This window comes from Glaciecola siphonariae (genome assembly GCF_042652645.1).
GTDB classification, from domain to species: Bacteria; Pseudomonadota; Gammaproteobacteria; order Enterobacterales; family Alteromonadaceae; genus Glaciecola; species Glaciecola siphonariae.
Genome location: NZ_JBHSGU010000002.1, coordinates 1 through 19,503, shown reverse-complemented (window position 1 = coordinate 19,503; position 19,503 = coordinate 1). Strand labels below are relative to the sequence as shown.

The 19,503-nt window shown below is 43.8% G+C and carries 15 protein-coding genes and 1 pseudogene; 12 read left to right on the top strand and 4 right to left on the bottom strand.

The window, feature by feature from the left end:
• Positions 1-139: 139 nt before the first annotated feature.
• Positions 140-2,029 carry a DUF885 domain-containing protein gene (locus ACFO4O_RS01495; protein WP_382405513.1) on the top strand — a complete coding sequence of 630 codons (1,890 nt, stop codon included), beginning with the start codon at positions 140-142 and terminating at the stop codon, positions 2,027-2,029.
• Between the two features lie 141 nt (positions 2,030-2,170).
• On the opposite strand, the gene ACFO4O_RS01490 is transcribed toward ACFO4O_RS01495, so the two are convergent.
• Complete coding sequence (locus ACFO4O_RS01490; protein WP_382405512.1) at positions 2,171-5,179, bottom strand: right-handed parallel beta-helix repeat-containing protein; 3,009 nt, start codon at positions 5,177-5,179, stop codon at positions 2,171-2,173.
• Positions 5,180-5,780: 601 nt separating this feature from the next.
• Here ACFO4O_RS01490 and ACFO4O_RS01485 point away from each other — a divergent pair.
• The 4 genes from ACFO4O_RS01485 to ACFO4O_RS01470 all read left to right on the top strand — a co-directional run bounded on the left by ACFO4O_RS01485 (position 5,781) and on the right by ACFO4O_RS01470 (position 9,980).
• Positions 5,781-6,335 (top strand): sigma-70 family RNA polymerase sigma factor, encoded by a 555-nt coding sequence (locus tag ACFO4O_RS01485; RefSeq protein ID WP_382405511.1) that lies wholly within the window; start codon positions 5,781-5,783, stop codon positions 6,333-6,335.
• Positions 6,328-7,029 carry a DUF3379 family protein gene (locus ACFO4O_RS01480; protein WP_382405510.1) on the top strand — a complete coding sequence of 234 codons (702 nt, stop codon included), beginning with the start codon at positions 6,328-6,330 and terminating at the stop codon, positions 7,027-7,029. Before ACFO4O_RS01485 ends, ACFO4O_RS01480 begins: the two co-directional genes overlap by 8 nt.
• A 195-nt stretch (positions 7,030-7,224) precedes the next feature.
• On the top strand, positions 7,225-8,751 hold the full coding sequence (putP, locus tag ACFO4O_RS01475; RefSeq protein WP_382405509.1) for a sodium/proline symporter PutP: 1,527 nt from the start codon (positions 7,225-7,227) through the stop codon (positions 8,749-8,751).
• Positions 8,752-8,759: 8 nt separating this feature from the next.
• A complete protein-coding gene (locus tag ACFO4O_RS01470; protein ID WP_382405507.1) occupies positions 8,760-9,980 on the top strand; it encodes an EAL and HDOD domain-containing protein in 1,221 nt (406 codons plus the stop codon).
• A 61-nt stretch (positions 9,981-10,041) separates the two neighbouring features.
• On the opposite strand, the gene ACFO4O_RS01465 is transcribed toward ACFO4O_RS01470, so the two are convergent.
• Positions 10,042-10,887: a class I SAM-dependent methyltransferase gene (locus ACFO4O_RS01465; protein ID WP_382405505.1), complete on the bottom strand. Its 846-nt coding sequence runs from the start codon at positions 10,885-10,887 to the stop codon at positions 10,042-10,044.
• A 304-nt stretch (positions 10,888-11,191) separates the two neighbouring features.
• On the opposite strand from ACFO4O_RS01465, the gene cysD reads away from it, so the two are divergent.
• From cysD to efpL, 6 genes are all read left to right on the top strand, one after another.
• Entirely contained in the window at positions 11,192-12,106 is a 915-nt protein-coding gene (gene cysD, locus ACFO4O_RS01460) for a sulfate adenylyltransferase subunit CysD (protein ID WP_382405504.1), read from the top strand.
• Positions 12,106-12,702: an adenylyl-sulfate kinase gene (gene cysC / locus ACFO4O_RS01455; RefSeq protein ID WP_382405502.1), complete on the top strand. Its 597-nt coding sequence runs from the start codon at positions 12,106-12,108 to the stop codon at positions 12,700-12,702. The genes cysD and cysC overlap by 1 nt, the downstream gene beginning before the upstream one ends.
• Positions 12,699-13,496 carry a 3'(2'),5'-bisphosphate nucleotidase CysQ gene (cysQ, locus tag ACFO4O_RS01450; protein ID WP_382405501.1) on the top strand — a complete coding sequence of 266 codons (798 nt, stop codon included), beginning with the start codon at positions 12,699-12,701 and terminating at the stop codon, positions 13,494-13,496. Before cysC ends, cysQ begins: the two co-directional genes overlap by 4 nt.
• Position 13,497: 1 nt before the next feature.
• Entirely contained in the window at positions 13,498-14,904 is a 1,407-nt protein-coding gene (gene cysN / locus ACFO4O_RS01445; RefSeq protein ID WP_382405499.1) for a sulfate adenylyltransferase subunit CysN, read from the top strand.
• A 174-nt stretch (positions 14,905-15,078) separates the two neighbouring features.
• A complete protein-coding gene (locus ACFO4O_RS01440; protein ID WP_382405498.1) occupies positions 15,079-16,803 on the top strand; it encodes an SLC13 family permease in 1,725 nt (574 codons plus the stop codon).
• A gap of 62 nt (positions 16,804-16,865) precedes the next feature.
• Positions 16,866-17,432, top strand: coding sequence for an elongation factor P-like protein EfpL (gene efpL, locus ACFO4O_RS01435; protein WP_382405496.1), 567 nt, complete (start codon positions 16,866-16,868; stop codon positions 17,430-17,432).
• Between the two features lie 25 nt (positions 17,433-17,457).
• On the opposite strand, the gene ACFO4O_RS01430 is transcribed toward efpL, so the two are convergent.
• Positions 17,458-18,399: a tyrosine-type recombinase/integrase gene (locus tag ACFO4O_RS01430; protein ID WP_382405495.1), complete on the bottom strand. Its 942-nt coding sequence runs from the start codon at positions 18,397-18,399 to the stop codon at positions 17,458-17,460.
• Positions 18,389-18,922, bottom strand: coding sequence for a hypothetical protein (locus ACFO4O_RS01425; RefSeq protein WP_382405493.1), 534 nt, complete (start codon positions 18,920-18,922; stop codon positions 18,389-18,391). Before ACFO4O_RS01425 ends, ACFO4O_RS01430 begins: the two co-directional genes overlap by 11 nt.
• A gap of 94 nt (positions 18,923-19,016) precedes the next feature.
• Between ACFO4O_RS01425 and ACFO4O_RS01420 the strand changes: the two are divergent.
• Positions 19,017-19,169: pseudogene (locus tag ACFO4O_RS01420) on the top strand (RHS repeat-associated core domain-containing protein); the annotation flags it as partial.
• Positions 19,170-19,503 lie beyond the last annotated feature (334 nt).

Below are 19,503 nucleotides of genomic sequence, written 5' to 3'. Positions count from 1 at the left end.
CAAAGTTATATTTGAGAAATTTTAGTTTAGTGGTTATCGTTCATACAGCTAACGCCGTATACACGTACAATTGTGCACGTTTTACGCAGAAAATACGCTCTAAATATACATTAAAAATAAAAAATAAAAGGACACTAGCATGAACAAACGACCGCTTTTTGCTCTCTCAGCAATTTGCGCAGCATTGAGCCTTGCTGCATGTAGCCCAGCGCCAGAAAACGCTCAAAGCCCGCAAGCCGCGCAAGACGCACAATCAGCCGCAAAACAAGCAGAGTCAGCACAAACAGTCAGTGAAGAGAATTTAACTGAGTCTGAGCGCTTATCACGTTTTTTTGCGGATTCATTTGAGCAAGACTTAAAGCGTTCGCCCACGATGCAAAGCCGCTTAGGATACAAATGGGACTACGGAAAATGGGACGACATATCGCCAGCGGCTGATCAAGAAAGACGAGAGCTTATGGAGTCTAGATTGGTCGCGGCACAACAATTTGATGAAGCTCAATTGACCGAACAAGAGCGTTTAAGCTTACAACTGTATCGCACTAATTTGAGCCGCCAAATTGCCAACGACGAATTTAGGCTCAATTCATACATCATGAATCAATTTAGCGCTTGGCACACCAATGTACCTAGCTTTCTTATTAACATCCATCGCATCTCTTCAATTGAAGATGCACAAGCCTACATAGAGCGTTTGCGCGGTGTAAAACCCTTGTTCGACCAATTAATCACGCAGCTGCAACTGCGCCAAGAAGCAGGCGTATTTCCTCCGCAATGGGCGTATGAGCAAATGATTCAAGCCTCATCAAACGTGATTCAAGGTAATCCATTTAGAGAAAGCAGCGAGGACTCTACACTATACACAGATTTCATAAGCAAACTTGACGCCCTCGGAATAAGCAATGCTGAAAAAGCGGGTTTGATTGCAGATGCAGAGCAAGCCTTGCAAGAATCGGTGCGCCCAGCTTATTCAGCGCTTATTTCAGAGCTAACAAAGCAGCTGGCCTATAGCCCTGAAGGCGACGGCGTGTGGCGCTTACCTGATGGACAAAAATGGTATGAAAATCGCCTCGCTTGGTTTACCACCACCGACCTCACTGCTGAAGAAGTTCATCAGATAGGTTTGGACAACGTTGAACGCATTCATAATGAGATGAAGGCCATTATGAAAAAGGTCAATTTTGAGGGCGACTTAAACGCGTTTTTCAACTTTATGAGGGATGATGAGCAGTTTTATTACGAAGACAGTGAAGAGGGTCGCGCTCGTTATTTAAGTGAAGCAAAACAATACATCGATGTGATGGAGGCTAAAATTCCGGAGTATTTTGGTTTAGTACCTAAAGCCGACATGATAGTCAAACGCGTGGAAGCTTTTCGAGAACAATCTGCCGGCAAAGCGTTTTACCAATCACCTTCAAAAGATGGCTCTCGACCAGGTACCTATTACGCAAACCTTTATGATATGCGAAGCATGCCAACATATCAGATGGAAGCACTGGCTTACCATGAGGGCATACCCGGTCACCACATGCAACGCTCAATTGCGCAAGAGCTCGATGGCATTCCAGAGTTTCAAAAGTACGTATCGTTTACCGCCTATACCGAAGGTTGGGGCTTGTACACTGAAGAACTGGCCAAAGACATGGGTTTTTATGAAGACCCCTATTCAGACTTTGGGCGTTTAGCAATGGAGCTTTGGCGTGCGTGCCGCTTAGTGGTAGACACCGGCATTCATACAATGAAATGGTCTCGTCAAGACGCCATCGATTATTTAATTGAGAATACGCCAAACCCAGCAAATGATGCTGTTAAAGCCATTGAACGATACATCGCACTGCCCGGTCAGGCCACAGCCTATATGATTGGCAAACTGAAAATCATGGAGCTTAGGGCAAATGCAAAAGAGAGACTTGGAGACAAATTCAGCTATGCTGATTTCCATGATCAGGTCTTAATGTATGGCCCCATTCCGCTAAACATACTTGAAGAAAAAATTAACCAATATATAGAGGCGACATTGGCGCAATAACTCAAGCTAAAAGCGCTTTATACTTGCTCTTTACCTGCAAAAAATACATATACAAAAAACGCAGACAAAAAAGCGTTACAAACAAAAAAGGACTTAATTCACATTAAGTCCTTTTTTTATTTCTTACTTTATATCGAGCGCTTAGTACTCGTAAGCACCAATATCAACTGCACCGCCCTGAGGTCTTGCACCTCCGGTAATATCAACAAACGATTTGAGCTTGTCGGTACCTGCATCAATAGCCGGGGAAGATGGCATAACATTAAAGTCAAAGTTAAGCTTATCTACAAACTGCGGCACTTCATAAATGCTGTTCGTAGTTAGGTTCAAGTTATCTTTTTCGACAAATGCACCATCTTTCACAATAATGTTGTGGCTAATATCAAGGTTTTGGCTTTGATATTCAATAAATGCAGCTTCGCCTGCGGCAACCTGAATGATGTTGTTGTACATGCGCACGTTCTTTACGTTACCAAGCGCGATTTCACCATCAATCTCAGGATGAGTACCGTTGTTGTAGCTAACATTATGAATAACATCGATATTATCACTGGCATAAAGGTTTATGCCTTTACCACCGTTGTTATAAGTGATGTTGTTTTCAATCAGAGTACGACCCGAATAAATCCCGTCTAGACCGTCGCTGGTGTAGCCTTGATCAATCGCGAGAGCGTCGATGATAATCCCATTACCGTCGGTGAACTGATTAGCGATGTCTGGGTTGCTGCTAGCAAAAAACTTAAAGTAGTTGTAGTTACCGTAAGATGTATTGCCGGTAATAACAGTGCGATAAGTCTCGGTATTGTCGTCGTGGTTAAAGCTTTCCCACACTGAAATACCGCTTGGCGCCCAGACATTGTAGTACGCGTTGTTATGCACAAGGTTATTTTTAATCAGCATATAGTCAGCGCGCTTCATGGCGATGCCGCCTGCAGACATATTGTAAACGTGGTTATCTTCTATTATCACGTGGTGTGGGTATGTGTAATCTTCACCAATTTTAAGCGGCTCTGTACCAATACCTACGCCCACTAAGCCTTCGCTATACCAGTTAAGCAAGCGTTTCGCTTCTGCTTCTTCTGGTGTCAGCGTATCGGCAAGCCCGCTGATATTGAGTCCTTTTACCTGAACGTAAGACGCCCCTCTAAAGACCACACCGTATTGACCTCTCACTTTAAAGTTAGCAGTACCTGTTTCATAAGCTTCTATGCTTATCCAGTTATCCGCGGTGCCAGAAGTCGATAGGTCAATCATGGTGCCGTAACCAGGAGTGTCATAGTCACCAGGCATCACTATTAGGCGGTCGCCTGGACCTAATTTGTCAGCGCCAACTTGAGGCGTTTTAACAGCAGTCGCTTGGCTCAAACCGTCGTTGCTATCATCTCCCTCAGGCGATACATAGTAATCAGTTCCGCCGGTGCGCGCATAGGCAATATTATAAGCAACTTCACTTGGCGGCGGAGTAACTTCCCCTTCTTCTATACGGTCTACTACCGAACGAATGATGCCATAGCCTACATCGTACCAGCCGGTGCCGTTTGCATCTGTCTTACCCCTAGCACCTTGTTGAGGACCATTTGTACTGTTGACCACTAAGTTATCAAAATAGAAAGCATTGGTAGATGAACTATCATAGTTAGCGTCGTAGCCAATGAAAAACTGAACCGATACAACATCATTAACGCTTGCGTTAGTGAAGTCAGAAGGACGCAGAGTGACCGTTGTCCACTCTTGTGGCGCATATGTATTGTAATGAGCACCGATATCTTGGCCGTCTGCATCTCGCAAATACACCCAGAAGCTTTGCCCTACATCAGCTCTCACATCAAAGCTCAAGTTATCAAAATCACTGATGCTAAAGCTATTTTCAAGTACCATGCCGGCTACGCTATCCCAGCGGTTTTGCGGATTATCTACCGAAAGCTCTAACTTCATCGCATAGCCCGCAATCACTGGCGTGTCTGCCTCTTCTCGCGTAATACTTACCGACGTTTGATTGTATCCTACACTTGTCCAGCCAGTACCCTGCTCGTCTACACTGCCGCGAGCAACGTTATAATCGCGCTGTGCGTCACTAACCACTACGTTATCAAAATAAAAATCATTACCAGAATTTGAGTCGTAGTTAGCATCGTTTCCAATGAAAAACTGAACACTGGCGATGCTGCCTGCTGCGATAGAGCCGAAGTCGCTTGAGGTAAGCGTAACGGTATTCCATTCATCACCTGTATAGGTGTTGTAATAGGCACCTAAATCATTGTTTGACGCATCACGTAAGTATACCCAGTAGCTTTGAGCATATTTAGCTTTGATTTCAAACGAAATCTGGGTAAATGCTGAAGCGTCTACCGTCTCTGCAAAGCTCATGCCCGAGACACTTTCCCAGCGGTTGCTGGTAGTTGCAGGTAAGGTGGTTTTAATTACGTAGTCAACCTTGGGCTGACTATCAATAATGAAGTCTTCAACCGCAGGTGCCGTTTCCACTCGAACAGGAAAGCTAATGTTTCCGTATTGCGTGAACTCTTGGGCTCCTCGGCGGCGCTCCCATAGTTTGGTAGGTTCAAAAATCCGATGAGTATTGGGCGCAATCGATGCTAGGTGCGCGTTTACTTCGTCGAGCTTCAAGCGTAAAAAACTGACTGTTGGGTCGGAGGTAACCTGAAACATCACGTGCGCATCATCTTTATACACAGCGCCTATTGCATCAAAAAACGCATTTGTGCGGGTGTAGTCGGCGGTTGGACCATATGAAATAAGCGCATATGCATTTGCCTCATCTGCCCACTGCACAGCCTTATCGATGGCGTAGGTCAAATCGTCTAGATGCGCCTGATACCAGTATGAATCAGGCGTGATGTCTTCCCAGTAGCCAACCCATGGTGCAATGCGCACAACATTCGCGTTATTATCGCTAATTAGCTTCTTTAAATACCCTTCATACTCAGCTTCATTCGCTCGCATGTGGGCGATATCGTATATGTCGATGTAAAAATCGACCCCAACAAAGGCCTCATTATTGTCGGTGTACACTTGTTTAAGTTCTTCATCCCAAACTACGGGACCACGATTAGAAGCTGAGACCTGCATGCATACGCAGGCAAGTAAAAGCAGCATCAAACTTTTTTTGAAAATATTTGCTAGAGTAATCATAGATTTTCCATGTAGTGCTATCTCAATAGTCACGCTTTGTGCTTAAGAGCAATTCAGCATGTCTTGGCAGCATTTATCCTTCGTTACAACCCTAAACTAGGTAAAACAGCATTCGTAAAATAAATGTTAAAAAATTGTAGGCTTTACCGCTTGAGCTGGCTATAAAATATTCGGAGAAATATATAATTATTTCGGCGCTTGTTTATTAAAACAATCTAGGCCATTCATATTTTTAGTAGCGCTCATTCAAGCTAAATCACAGGTTTTTTCTACTTTTGGGCAACTATCGACAACTTTATCTGTGGCCTTGTTACAGTATTTCGTGAAGCAATTCTATTTACATTGCACTGAAAACTTGCTCTTTATGGGCAAATTTGCAGCATGATAAATCAGTGTCGCATGTTTACATGTACATGGCAGTGCACTTTTAACAGCAAGTTCTATACTGTAGGGTGTGAGTGGCTGCAGGGTTTGTATAACTGCAGAGTAAAAGTGAGTAAATGTGGTTCTTTGCTGCAGAGCTCTCATATGTGGAGGGTTCCTAGTTGAGTCAATCATCAAAGGATGAGCGTAAATTGTTTAAAAGTGAGTTTATTTATTAATGTTAGGAAATAAAAATACGGTGTCCTCGGTCTCTACAGATATGATGACAAAACAACGAAGATATGAAGCCTTAGTGAAAGCATTGCATGCTGATGTGTTTCGCTATGCTGTATGGCTTATTAAAGACCGGTCCATTGCCGAAGATGTGGTTCAAGAAACCTTCCTTCGCGCATGGAAATCATTAGACTCACTACAAGACGAAGGAGCAGCAAAATCATGGCTTATTACAATATTGCGCCGTGAAAACGCAAGGCGCTTTGAACGAAAACAATTTGATTTGGTAGATATAGACGATGTTTCGGTGGCTGACCCTGTCGCTTCGAGCGATGGCAACGTTGAAAATCGAGACTTACGCCGTGCAATCGCCTCCTTGAGTGACGAATACAGAGAGCCTTTAGTGATGCAAGTCATTATGGGATTTAGCGGCGACGAAATAGCCGAACAACTAAATTTGAACAAAAACACGGTAATGACCCGTTTATTTAGAGCTAGAAGCCAAATTAAAGAGATTATGACGAAAGACAACGATTTTGGAGTACAGTTAAATGGATGATATTACCTTTAGACGAACCATTTACAGCGACCCCTTCACCCAAGACCCAGAAGTCATTGAAGCGGCAAAAGCTGATCCTAAAAAACACGCTTTTTGGGAAGAAATTCGAAGCATGGAGTCAGCTTTGCAAGAGGCAATGGATATTCCTGTACCTGAAGATTTAGCCGACAAGCTTATTCTCAGACAGTCGCTAAGCGACTATAAGCAAACAAAACAACGACGCCCTTGGTATATGGCACTTGCCGCTTCTGTCGTTTTAGCAAGTGTATTGACGGTAGGCATTATGACCCAACCTTCTGGGAATTTAGCGGCCGATGTGTTCGCTCACATGAGTCATATGGAATATGAATTGAACAAAGGCGGAAATGTTGACCTTGCCATGGTAAACGACAAACTAGCTGCTTATAACGGACAAATCAGCGATGGCATTGGAGAGATAATCTCAGCAAACTATTGCTATTTAGATTCCATAAAGAGTCTGCATATGATTATTAAAGGTGAAAACGGTTTGGCGTCTGTGTTTGTTCTTCCTTCACAAGCCAGCAAAGGCGTTGACGAATCCTTTAGTAATGATGAGTATAGCGGCGCGTCGTTTTTGCTTGAATCAGCAAAAGTGATTGTGGTGGGCGAAAACACCTCGCAGGTTAACGAGCTAACATCGAAAGCTAAGCAGTTATTGTCGTTTTCTATTTAATACGCGTAAATTTTAGTACAAAAACCTTTCGCTAAAAAACGCCCACTCAGGGCGTTTTTTTATGCCTATTTTTTAAACATGTGTTCTTTGCCGATAATTGCTTTGTGAGTATGGCAAAGCGACCCAATTCAAGCACTTCCCTTTCGATTTATCCTCAAGCTGTTACCATATGCAAAAAGCAAACAAGAGGTCTACATGGAATTTGGTACATACATTTCACTGGCAATTTACTTTATCGCAATGCTGGGCATAGGGTTATACGCTTATCGCACAAATGAAGAGAGCGCATCTGGATATTTACTCGGAGGACGCAAACTCTCTGCCCCGGTAACGGCGTTATCGGCTGGCGCATCAGATATGAGTGGTTGGATGCTAATGGGTGTACCCGGTGCAATGTATTTATCTGGCGCTTCTTCTCTTTGGATAGTATTTGGCCTGTGCTTTGGAGCATGGCTTAATTACATGCTAGTAGCGCCGCGTTTGCGTGTATTTACAGAGGTGGCTAACGACTCCATTACACTTCCCGACTTTTTTGAAAATCGCTTTTTCGACAATACCCACGTTCTGCGTATTGTTGCGTCGGTGGTGATCATTATATTTTTCACCGTTTATACCTCATCGGGTGTGGTGGCCGGTGGCAAATTGTTTGAGTCTTCATTTGGTTTAGCCTATCACTGGGGCGTATTAATTACCGCCGGTGTTGTTGTGGCTTACACTCTTGTGGGTGGGTTTATGGCGGTGTCGTTAACCGACTTTATTCAAGGCTGCATTATGTTTATTGCCTTGATTTTGGTGCCTACCGTTGTCATGCTAGAACTTGGCGGCATAAACGCAACGCTCACAGCATTAAGTGATATCGACCCTAATTTACTCAAAATGTTTACCGACGCAAGCACCGGACAAAGCCTAGGCTTTCTAGCAATAATATCGCTGATGTCATGGGGCTTAGGGTATTTTGGACAACCGCATATTATCGTGCGTTTTATGGCCATCGGCTCATTAAAGCAAATCCCCGTCGCAAGACGCATTGGTATGTCGTGGATGATAGTGTCTTTGTTTGGCGCTGCTATGACCGGCCTGTTTGGTTTAGCCTACATGAGCGAGACCACAGCATCGATTGACGACAGCGAAACAATATTTATTGTGCTCTCGCAAATTTTGTTTCACCCCCTTATTGGTGGCTTTTTATTAGCAGCCATTCTTGCCGCAATTATGAGTACAATTTCATCACAGCTGTTGGTTACCTCAAGCTCACTAACCCGCGATATTTACGTGAGTTTTTTGCATAAAGATGCCTCTGAAAAGACACAGGTGTTAGTTGGCCGTGCGTCGGTCTTAGTGGTGGCAATAGCCGCAATTACGCTGGCATTTGGCGAAAATCAAACAATCTTAGAATTGGTAAGTCACGCATGGGCAGGTTTTGGGGCCGCTTTTGGTCCGCTTGTCCTGTTTACACTGTTTTGGAGAAACATGACCCAATGTGCTGCCATCGGCGGTATTATATCTGGCGCAGCGGTTGTGTTGGTGTGGATATATGCACCGCTGAGTGACGACCCAAACAGTATTTTTAAAACGCTATATGCAATAATTCCTGGGTTTTTAGCCTCTTCTGCCGTTATATACGTATTAGGTTCGATTTTTCCGCCGAAAAGCGAAGAAATATCCAAGCTGTACGATGAGTATAAACTACAGTTAAACAACAAGAACTTTGGGAACGAGTAACTACGTAAATGGCGTTTTTTGCTGCTAGGCAGCCAATCTTAGATGCAAACAAATCATTGTTTGGCTATGAGCTATTGTTTCGAAACAGCATGGAAAATGCCTTTCCAAATGTTGATGAAGAAAAAGCTACCTCCAAAATGATTGAAGGTCTTTACCTAAATTTAGGTTTAGACCGCATTGCTGACGACAAGCTTGCCTTCATCAATTTTACCAAAAGCTCAATCATGGAAGGTCATCCGAGCTTGTTGCCTGCGAATAAGGTTGTGATTGAAGTATTAGAAAGCGTCCAGCCTAGTGATAAAGTATATTCGCGCCTGAAAAGCCTTCATGCAAAAGGCTTCATACTCGCGCTTGATGACTTTATTCATAATCCAGACTGGGAACGTTTTTACCCTCTTTGTCAGGTCATTAAGATAGATTGCCTTAATATTGACGAGAGGCAATTAGCCGATATCGTCGCGGTAGCGGCGCGTCATCCCCATCTCAAACTGCTCGCCGAAAAAGTCGAAAACACTGAGGTGTTTGAACAATACAAAGCGCTCGGCTTTAGTTTGTTCCAAGGATATTTTTTCAGCAAACCTGAAGTCATAAAAAGCGTTTCTTTAAATTCATCTCAAACCTTGCTCAGCAGTTTATTGAGCGAAATATCAAAGCTCGAGCCTAATTTAAACGAAGTCGTTAATATGTTTGAGTTAGACCCAGGTTTGTCATTCAAACTTCTGCGATACGCGCAATCGCCTTTCTTTCAGCGCAGAAAGAAAATCGAAAGTATTCGTCAAGCGGTGATCATGCTAGGTAAAAGTGAATTGGAGCGTTTCGTTTCGCTGTTGTTTGCTGCCACATTTGGCGAGGCCAAACCTGATGAGCTGATCAGGCTATCACTTCAGCGGGCCAAATTCTGCGAAGTGTTTGCCGAGCGCACAACGTTTAAAAGTAAGCTCTCATCGGCTTTTTTGGTTGGGATGCTATCTTTGCTCGACGCCATGCTCGATGCGAATCTGGCAACCGTTATTAGCCAACTTCCATTGTCTTCAGATATAAAGGTTGCGCTAGTGCGCCATCAAGGCTGGCTGGCTGACTGCATTAAGCTTTGTAAACAGTTTGAACAGGCCGATTGGCAAGGCATGTTAGAGGGCTGTGCAATGTACGATGTTGATTATGAAAGCATGCTAGAGGCATACAACGAGGCCATAGCATGGTCTGAAAAACGCTTAGCAATGCTCCAATAATCGGCATAAAAAAGGGCCGCTCATGACGACCCTCTTCGCCTTTAAGCAGACGTAACTGCCTCTACTGAGCAGGCTTCACAAATTTTAAAGTCATTCTGTCTGACTCACCAATTTCACGAAACTTTGGGTCTTTTTCAGCAAGTGGCCTACCCGCCTGTAAGGTCCAAACTCCACGCTCCCAATCTGCGGTATCTTTCGGGTTTGCGTTAATTTCACTGGTCGCTGCAAGCTCAAAACCAGCGGCTTTTACCAAGTCGATAATATAACTTTGTTTAACGTAACCGCGCATTGTAGTCACCGGGTCGGTATCAAAATCCTCACGCTCTCTGTGCTGAACAATGCCAAGTACGCCACCTGGCTTTAACGCACTGAGCACTTCTGCAAGTAAACCGTTTACATCGCCTCTGCCAATTTGACCATGCATACCACGGAAAATAAGCACCATATCGACGCTATTTGGGGCGGCAAAAGGCACCGTCTGACCGATGTAGCGAGCGGTTGCGCGAGGTCCAAACATAGCATTGCCGCGGTCAATAAATGTCTCGCGCCACTGCATTTGTCGCTCGTAACGCTCTGACTCAGGGTTAGGACTGCCGTTGAGCGCAATATATTTACCTTTTTCTGCAGTTACAGGCGCAAGAATGCGGGTATACCATCCACTTGATGGGCCTAGTTCCGCAACCGTCATATCTGGCGTAAGACCGAAAAAGCTTAAGGTCTCAACTGGATTGCGATATTGGTCGCGCTCTCTATCTAACTCAGAGCGGATTGCAGTGTTATTTACCGCCGCTTCAATAGCTGCCTTGGCAGACATATCCTCTTTTGAGCCATGGTTATGTGAATGTGCGGCGCCAGCGCCAAATAAAAACAGCGCACTTGCTGCGCCGAGAATAAGAGGTTTAATCATAGTGGTACAATCCTTATTTAATGTATTTATTCTTAAGTTGTGAAGTATGGTGTGAAGCATGTCGTGACGTATTTGGTGACATGTATCGACTCAATAGTACCGAGTACGCGACGTAGCAAAACAAAGTTCAAGTATACGGCTTTTGGGGCATATTGCCCTTGTCGTTTACAAGCTTATAACAAAACAATATATTTAGTTATTAATTAGTAATTAACCAGAACGATTTGTCATAAATTCGCAGCGCTAAATATGTTAATGTTCTATTCATATAGAGTTTTAATATATCAAAAGGAACCCCTTCCAAATGAACGTTGCGCCAGACACTATTTCTCATCTTAAGCAGTTAGAGGCTGAGAGCATTCATATTTTTCGTGAGGTTGCCGCTGAGTTTGACAACCCAGTAATGCTATATTCAGTGGGGAAAGATTCATCTGTTTTGCTACATTTAGCACGTAAGGCTTTTGCGCCAGGCACCATCCCCTTCCCTCTCCTGCATGTTGATACCACGTGGAAGTTTCGCGAGATGATTGAATTTCGTGATCGCATGGCCAAAAAACATAATTTGAATCTACTCGTTCACACCAATCAAGAAGGTGTAGAGCAAGGGATCAATCCTTTTTCGGTGGGCAGTGCTAAGCATACCGACATCATGAAAACCGCTGCGCTAAAACAGGCACTTAATCACTATAAATTTGATGCAGCCTTTGGCGGCGCTCGCCGAGACGAAGAAAAGTCCAGAGCAAAAGAGAGAGTATATTCGTTTAGAGATGAGAATCACCGCTGGGACCCAAAAAACCAGCGCCCAGAGCTTTGGAATATATATAACTCGCAAATTAATAAAGGCGAGAGCATTCGCGTTTTCCCAATGTCTAATTGGACTGAACTCGATATTTGGCAGTACATTTACCTCGAAAATATTGAAATTCCTTCATTGTATTTGTCTAAACCACGTCCAGTCGTCGACAGAGATGGCGTGTTGATAATGGTAGACGACGAGCGCATGCCGCTTAAAGAAGGCGAAAAGCCAGAAATGAAGTCGGTACGCTTTCGTACATTAGGTTGCTATCCGCTCACCGGCGCGGTTGAATCTACCGCCAGCACCTTGCCTGAAGTCATTCAAGAGATGCTGTTAACAAAAACGTCTGAACGACAAGGCCGAGTAATTGATCATGACTCTTCTGGCTCTATGGAGAAGAAGAAAATGGAGGGCTATTTTTAATGACACAAAATATTGTATGGCATCAACACACTATAGATAAGAGCGAGCGCGCTAAGTCACTTGCACAAAAACCAAGTGTTATATGGCTCACGGGGCTTTCGGGCTCAGGAAAATCGACCCTTGCAAACCTTTTAGAGCGCAAACTTTACGAAAAGTCTCACCACACTTACCTGTTAGACGGTGACAATGTGCGCCATGGTTTATGCGGCGATTTAGGCTTTGACGATAAAGCGCGTGTTGAAAATATCCGCCGTATCAGTGAAGTCGCTAAACTCTTTGTAGATTCGGGCTTAATTGTAATAACTGCGTTCATCTCTCCGTTTAAAGACGACCGCAGGTTTTGTCGCTCATTATTAGCCGACGGAGAATTTATAGAAGTATTCGTAGATACGCCAATTGAAGTATGCGAAGCGCGAGACCCTAAAGGGCTTTATAAAAAAGCGCGCCAAGGCGACATCAAGCACTTTACCGGTATTGATTCGGCCTACGAAGTGCCAGAAGCCCCTGAGGTGCATTTGGAGTATAAAGATGAAGCTCCCGAGCAGACCGCTGAGCGCTTGTACGAAATTTTAAAGCAAAAAGGATATGTGTCATGAGCAGTTTTGAAATTACGCAAACACTCGTTGACAGCGTTGTAAAAATTAGCCAAGAAGCGGGCGACCGCATCATGGAAATCTACGCAAAAGACTTTGATATATACGAGAAAAACGACGCATCTCCATTAACAGAAGCCGATTTAGCGGCCCATTTGCATATTCTAGAGAGCTTAAACAGAATCTCTGATATTCCGGTTCTGTCTGAGGAGTCGTCGGATATTTCATGGGAAACACGCAAGTCTTGGAATCGCTACTGGTTGGTTGACCCGCTAGATGGCACAAAAGAATTTATTAAGAAGAACGGCGAATTTACCGTGAATATCGCCTTAATTGAGTATGGCGAGCCCACTTTAGGCGTAGTTCATGCACCTGTATTGGAAACGACCTATGTAGGTTGGGTAGGCGTTGAAGCGTACAAACTACATAAAGGTTCACGTGAGACAATATCGACTAAACCGCATCAATCTTCAGATGTATGGCAAGTAGTTGGTAGCCGCTCCCATCAAAGCCCTGAAATTAACAAGGTATTAAGCGCGCTTGGCGGCGAAAATAAGCTCATCGCCATGGGTAGTTCGCTCAAGCTCTGCTGCGTTGCCGACGGCACTGCCCACGTTTACCCCCGAGTAGGCCCCACAAGCGAATGGGACACCGCAGCGGCGCATGCCGTGGTATTGGCAGCGGGTGGAAAAGTAACGGTGCTAAACGTAGACAAGCCGCTAGACCCAGACGCAAGCCCTTTGCGCTATAACCAAAAAGAATCCGTTTTAAATCCCTTTTTTATGGTAATTAGTTGATATGAACAACGAGAACGAACTATTAAAAACCGACATTTTAGAATACTTGGAGCAGCACGAGAAAAAGGACCTCATGAGGTTTTTAACATGCGGAAGCGTTGACGATGGTAAAAGCACCCTTATTGGACGTTTACTGCACGACTCTAAAATGATTTATGAAGATCAACTTGCTGCCATCACCAAAGACAGTAAAAAAGTAGGTACCACCGGCGAAAAGGTAGACCTAGCCTTGCTCGTTGACGGTCTTCAGTCTGAGCGTGAACAGGGTATTACTATCGATGTTGCATATCGATATTTTAGCACTGAAAAACGCAAGTTTATTATTGCCGATACCCCCGGACATGAGCAGTACACACGCAACATGGTAACAGGCGCTTCTACGTGCGATCTTGCGATTATATTAATCGATGCTCGTGCCGGCGTGAAAACACAAACTAAACGTCACTCGTTTTTAGTTTCGTTGTTAGGCATTAAGAATGTGATTGTTGCCGTGAACAAAATGGATCTCATGGAGTATCGCGAAGACGTTTACGAACAAATCAAAAAAGACTATTTAGCATTTTCTGAACAACTTACCATTCCTGACATTCGTTTTGTCCCTATTTCGGCCCTTGAGGGCGATAATGTGGTTAATCGCAGCGCGAATACGCCGTGGTTTGAAGGCGAGCTATTGATGGAGCTACTGGAAAATATCGTTATTACGCCGCAGAGCAACGAAGACTTTAGATTTCCAGTTCAGTACGTAAATCGCCCAAATCTGAATTTCAGAGGGTTTGCCGGCACTATCGTATCGGGCTCTATCGCTAAGGGCGAGGAAATAACGGTACTGCCCTCTGGCAAGACCTCTAAAGTAAAATCAATTACGACCTTTGACGGCGATCTTGAAACGAGCGCAGCACCGAACGCAGTTACCCTTACTTTAGAAGATGAAATTGATATTTCTAGGGGCGACATGATTGTGAAGGCGGGCAGTTTGCCGCTGCATGGCAATCAGTATAAAACCCACATGGTATGGATGGCCGAAGAAGCCATGATACCTAATAAGCAATACAGCTTTAAATTTGCCACAAAGTCGGTGAGCGGCAGCGTTGCCAACATTCACAATAAAATTGATGTAAACACCCTTGAAGAAAGCAAGGCGCTGCATTTGAATTTAAATGAGATAGGTACGGTGGATATTCGCTTAACTCAGGCCGTGGCATGCGATGCTTACACTGAAAACCGTGCCACCGGTGCGTTTATCGTAATCGACCGTTTAACCAATGGAACGGTAGGGGCGGGCATGATTATTAGCGAAAATAAACAAGTCGCCTCGGCAGGTCAGTACTCTGAGTTTGAACTAGAGTTTAATGCGCTGGTGAGAAAGCATTTCCCGCATTGGGGTGCTGCTGATATCACGCAACTTTAACAGCAAACTGAAAGCAGCATTAATTAACACTGCTTATTAAACCTAAAAGCGCAGATTGAGATTGCATCTCACCTGCGCTTTTGTTCTATCTCATAGCCAATAATGTCACGCTTACGCTAGACTATTGTTTGATTAGGTCTTAGTCTTAGCTACAAATAATAAAAAACGCCCCACATGCCATCAGACCAACTGCTCGTTATTGCTATATTTTTGGTGACCATTGCATCGTTAATTTTTACGAATGCGCGGCCCTCTGGTATTTTTGCCGGCTGTACCCTTGCACTCATCTTATTTAAACAAATTAGCTTTGACAAAGTCTTAGACAATGCCACAAACACCGGTCTTATCACCCTTGTACTACTGCTGATAGTAAGTCATTCAATAGACAAAACCGCTTTTATTAAACGCTTGGGCCGCGCTATTGTGAGTAAATCGTATAAGCGCAGCTTTACAAAAATGTTTGCCGTGACCTTTGGCTCATCAGCACTGCTGAACAATACGGCGGTAGTAGCAAGTTTGCTCGGGCCAATTAAACAAAACACGATGCATGCGCCCTCTAAGCTGTTAATACCGCTTTCTTATGCAGCGATACTCGGCGGAACGGTTACCTTAGTAGGCACATCTACCAATCTTATTGTTGACAGTTTTCTAAGAGACCACGGGCATCCTGGCTTTGCCTTTTTCGACTTTACTCTTTTTGGTTTAAGCGCAGGCCTGATGTGCGGTTTGCTACTGTTTTTGATGACACCGCTTTTACCAGAAGTGAAAGCGGCCAGTGCGCAGTTTAATAGCTATTTATTGGAGGCTGATGTAGCGGCCAATTCTGAGCTGATAGGCAAGTCGGTTGAACAAAATCATTTGCGTAATCTACCGGAGCTATTTTTAATTGAAGTAGTTAGGCGCAATCGAGTGATATCGCCGGTTTCACCCGACTTTGTGATTCAAGAAAACGATAAACTAATTTTTACCGGCAATGTACAGAAACTTGAGAATATCGAGCATATTAAAGGCTTAACAATGTTTGCAGAGGCCGACGGACTATTAAGTGAAAACCTCACAGAAGTGATCATTTCAAACCGTGCACCCATTATCAATAAAACCTTAAAGCAAGTTGGCTTTCGTGCGCTATTTGATGCCGCTGTAGTGGCCATTCGGCGTGATGGCGAGTCGATATCTGGCAAAATGGGCGAGCTTAAGCTGCAGGCCGGTGATTTTTTGCTCTTGGCAACAGGTAATGACTTTCATCGACGCGACAATATAAGTAAAAACTTTTTTATGGTGTCTGAACAAAAAATGCCGCGCAAACTCCTTCCTTGGCAGGAGTATTTCACGCTAGCGGGCTTTGTGGGCACTATCGCGCTGGCAGCCTTATCTATTGTCCCCCTAGCTATTGGCTTACTGTTTTTTGCAGCCGCATTAGTGCTGGCTAAAGTATCGTCAATGTCTGATATTAAGCGCAATTTACCGCTTAATTTAATAATTGTTATTGTTGGCGCACTGTCGCTTGCCACATCGCTTGAAACGTCTGGTGTGATTAACACCATTACCGGATATACAGGCCCTGTGCTTGAAAACATGGCCCCCATATACGCTCTGATATGCATATACGTAATGACCGTACTGTTGACTGAGTTTGTGACCAACAACGCTGCTGCTGCGCTCATGTTTCCCTTTGCCTATGGTTTGGTCGTATCGATGAACCTGCCGATTATGCCATTTGCCCTTGCGGTTGCCTTTGCTGCTAGCGCGAGTTTTATTTCGCCATACGGTTATCAAACAAATCTTCTGGTGTTTAGTGCATCTGAGTATAAGTTTACCGATTTTGTGAAAATGGGTATTCCCGTTTCTATATTGTATGGCAGTGTGGTACTCACGCTTTTAAATTTTGTATATTTTTAACGGCGACTCCCACGCGAATAACACGTAAACACCTATTTATTTTTATATACAACGGAGGCGTCATGCCAAAAGCCAGTGAAATAAAAAAGAATGCTGCCATTGAGCACAACGGCAAAGTGTATTTAGTAAAAGACATTGCCAAGCTAACGCCCAGCGGAAGAGCCGGCGCCAGCCTCTATCGCATGCGATTGTACGAGGTAGCCACCGGCGCCAAAGCCGATGAAAGCTTTAAAGCCGACGAAATGATTAACACTGCTGAGTTTGGTAAGAAAAAAGTCACGTTCTCGTATGTAGACGGCACCGAATATGTGTTTATGGATAATGAAGACTACACCCCCTACTCGCTCGACAAAGAAACCATTAGTGACGAACTTTTATTTATTACCGAGCAAACTACCGGCCTACAGGTATTGATTGTAGACGACAAGCCCGTAGGCATTGAATTACCTGCCTCCGTAGATTTGGTGATAACTGAAACCGACCCATCGATTAAAGGCTCATCGGCCACCGCCCGCACCAAACCGGCCTTACTTTCCACAGGTTTAACAGTGCAAGTGCCCGAGTACATTTCGAGCGGTGAAACCATTAAAGTCAACACCGCAGAAGCTAAATTTACGAGCCGTGCGTAGGGGCATAAATTGGAAAAGGCACTTATTATGCTCTTGGATGTGTTTTCGCATAGACGGCACGCAATTTAGCTTTACTAACATGCAAATATAGTTGAGTAGTGGAAATACTGGCATGCCCCAACAACTCTTGAACATGCCTAATATCCGCGTCATTGTCGAGCATGTGTGTTGCGGCAGCGTGCCTGTATTGATGACAGGCCCCTGTTTTGTTTATGTTTGCTTTTTTTATGTATTTAGACATTAAACTCGACAACTGAGGTGGTTTGCATCTTTGCCCGTTTGAGTCTAGAAAAAATGCATTAACTGTATGCGTTCTGGCTAATACTGGTCTTGCTTCGCTTAAATATTTTATAAGCCATATGTTTGCCATGTTACCAAAAGGGACATACCTATCTTTTTTTCCTTTGCCGTGGATGATACGTAATTGAGATTGAGAAAAATCGACGTCCGCAATATCTAAATTAACTAATTCACCTCTTCGCATACCCGTTGCATAAAAACACTCCAGCATGGCTCTATCTCGTAGGCCTTTGATTGTATTAATAGGAATCTGCTTAATTACCCGTAAAACATCTCTATAACTCAATATTGGCTTCGGCAATACAAGACCAACACTAGGCAACTCATACTTTTCAACCTCTCGATGCAATATAAATGAGCGTTTAGTAAGAAAACGCAGAAATACTCTAACCGAAGTTAGCCGACACCTCACAGTGCTAACGCTAAGATACTTATCGGGATGATTCTCAGATTTTTTAAAACGCAGATACCCCATATATTGCTCAAAAACATCAAGAGTCACATCAGCGAAATCATCGATGCACTGGCCGTTTAACCACGTTGCGAAAGCTGTAAGGTGTTCCCTTTTAAGGGTAATAGTATTTACACTGTAATCGTTAATAATCAAAACATTGAGGTAATATTCGATACACGCTTGAAATTGAGAGCTGCTTGTTTCATTTTGCACGACGCAGCACCTCAACGATATCCGGGAATATAGCCGTATTAATTGCATTTTGCGTCGCAAACCAAAGCGTAAAACGTTTACTGCTTTGTTGAACATACTGCGCCATTCGCTTTGCAAATATTCCTGATACCATGCCTTTTTCATTGGTTAAGGGCACAATCACGCAACCTCGTAGCGTTTCATGTCCACTCGGCCTAATAAGGCCATGCACTTCTAATATTCCGCGTACACAAGCGCCATTGTAAGTTCGTGCGTTGGCAATATGCAGATTTAAAGTCCTGTCGCAGAGGCCAATGCGATGCTGTTTTATAACGGCTTTATTTATTCCATCAGATAACAAGGTTTGCAACGCTGATGTGTTATTCAAAAGCCGAGCATGGTAATAGTCGAGAACTTGCTCGACAACTTGGTCTTGAAAATCAGACAGGGAAAGTACTTCATGATTATAATCTACGCATGATACAAGAACGCGTATATTTGACCCTGCACCTACATCGACGCTAATTTTATTTAATTGATTCATTTTTGCTCCTATTCGCTTACTATTAAATCAAGCAATAGGAAGCAGATTTTGAACCTAAGTCGCGAAGATATCAGACAGTAGACAGCAGTAAGCCATTCATATGAATGGGCGCATCTACGATTATAACATTGGCCGGTTTTTAAGCGTTGATCCCTTCATTCAAGGTACTGGCAGTCAGGGCATCAATCCTTATTCCTATGTACTCAATAATCCGCTTAGTTTTACTGATCCGACGGGGTATTCGGCACTAAATAACGATGGTTCAATATGCGACGGCGACCTTACAGGATATTGTCAAACAAGAAGCTTTGAAGTTCAGGGAACTTCTTCAGGGTCAAGCGACGCTACACAGACTAAAGAGAGTAGTGACAATGGCGCGACAAACTATTTAACAAGTATAGAGACAGAGCTGTTAGAGTTAGGGGGTACGGTAAATACTGCTGTGAAATCTGCATCGCTTCCAGAGTTTGATTTTACAGTTGATGTTGCTGGTGAAAATGTAGGTGGAAATGCAATGTCCTTAGGAGCCTTAGCCCCTGAAGGCGGCATTACCCTTCCAAATTCGAGCGTAGATTCAGAAG

Excerpts from the sequence above, each read along its gene's own strand:
- ACFO4O_RS01465 (WP_382405505.1), bottom strand. The coding sequence starts at position 10,887 with ATGATTAAACCTCTTATTCTCGGCGCAGCAAGTGCGCTGTTTTTATTT.
- ACFO4O_RS01495 (WP_382405513.1), top strand. The coding sequence starts at position 140 with ATGAACAAACGACCGCTTTTTGCTCTCTCAGCAATTTGCGCAGCATTG.
- putP (WP_382405509.1), top strand. The coding sequence starts at position 7,225 with ATGGAATTTGGTACATACATTTCACTGGCAATTTACTTTATCGCAATG.
- ACFO4O_RS01425 (WP_382405493.1), bottom strand. The coding sequence starts at position 18,922 with ATGAATCAATTAAATAAAATTAGCGTCGATGTAGGTGCAGGGTCAAAT.
- ACFO4O_RS01470 (WP_382405507.1), top strand. The coding sequence starts at position 8,760 with ATGGCGTTTTTTGCTGCTAGGCAGCCAATCTTAGATGCAAACAAATCA.
- ACFO4O_RS01480 (WP_382405510.1), top strand. The coding sequence starts at position 6,328 with ATGGATGATATTACCTTTAGACGAACCATTTACAGCGACCCCTTCACC.
- cysD (WP_382405504.1), top strand. The coding sequence starts at position 11,192 with ATGAACGTTGCGCCAGACACTATTTCTCATCTTAAGCAGTTAGAGGCT.
- ACFO4O_RS01440 (WP_382405498.1), top strand. The coding sequence starts at position 15,079 with ATGCCATCAGACCAACTGCTCGTTATTGCTATATTTTTGGTGACCATT.
- ACFO4O_RS01485 (WP_382405511.1), top strand. The coding sequence starts at position 5,781 with ATGTTAGGAAATAAAAATACGGTGTCCTCGGTCTCTACAGATATGATG.
- ACFO4O_RS01490 (WP_382405512.1), bottom strand. The coding sequence starts at position 5,179 with ATGATTACTCTAGCAAATATTTTCAAAAAAAGTTTGATGCTGCTTTTA.
- cysQ (WP_382405501.1), top strand. The coding sequence starts at position 12,699 with ATGAGCAGTTTTGAAATTACGCAAACACTCGTTGACAGCGTTGTAAAA.
- efpL (WP_382405496.1), top strand. The coding sequence starts at position 16,866 with ATGCCAAAAGCCAGTGAAATAAAAAAGAATGCTGCCATTGAGCACAAC.
- cysC (WP_382405502.1), top strand. The coding sequence starts at position 12,106 with ATGACACAAAATATTGTATGGCATCAACACACTATAGATAAGAGCGAG.
- cysN (WP_382405499.1), top strand. The coding sequence starts at position 13,498 with ATGAACAACGAGAACGAACTATTAAAAACCGACATTTTAGAATACTTG.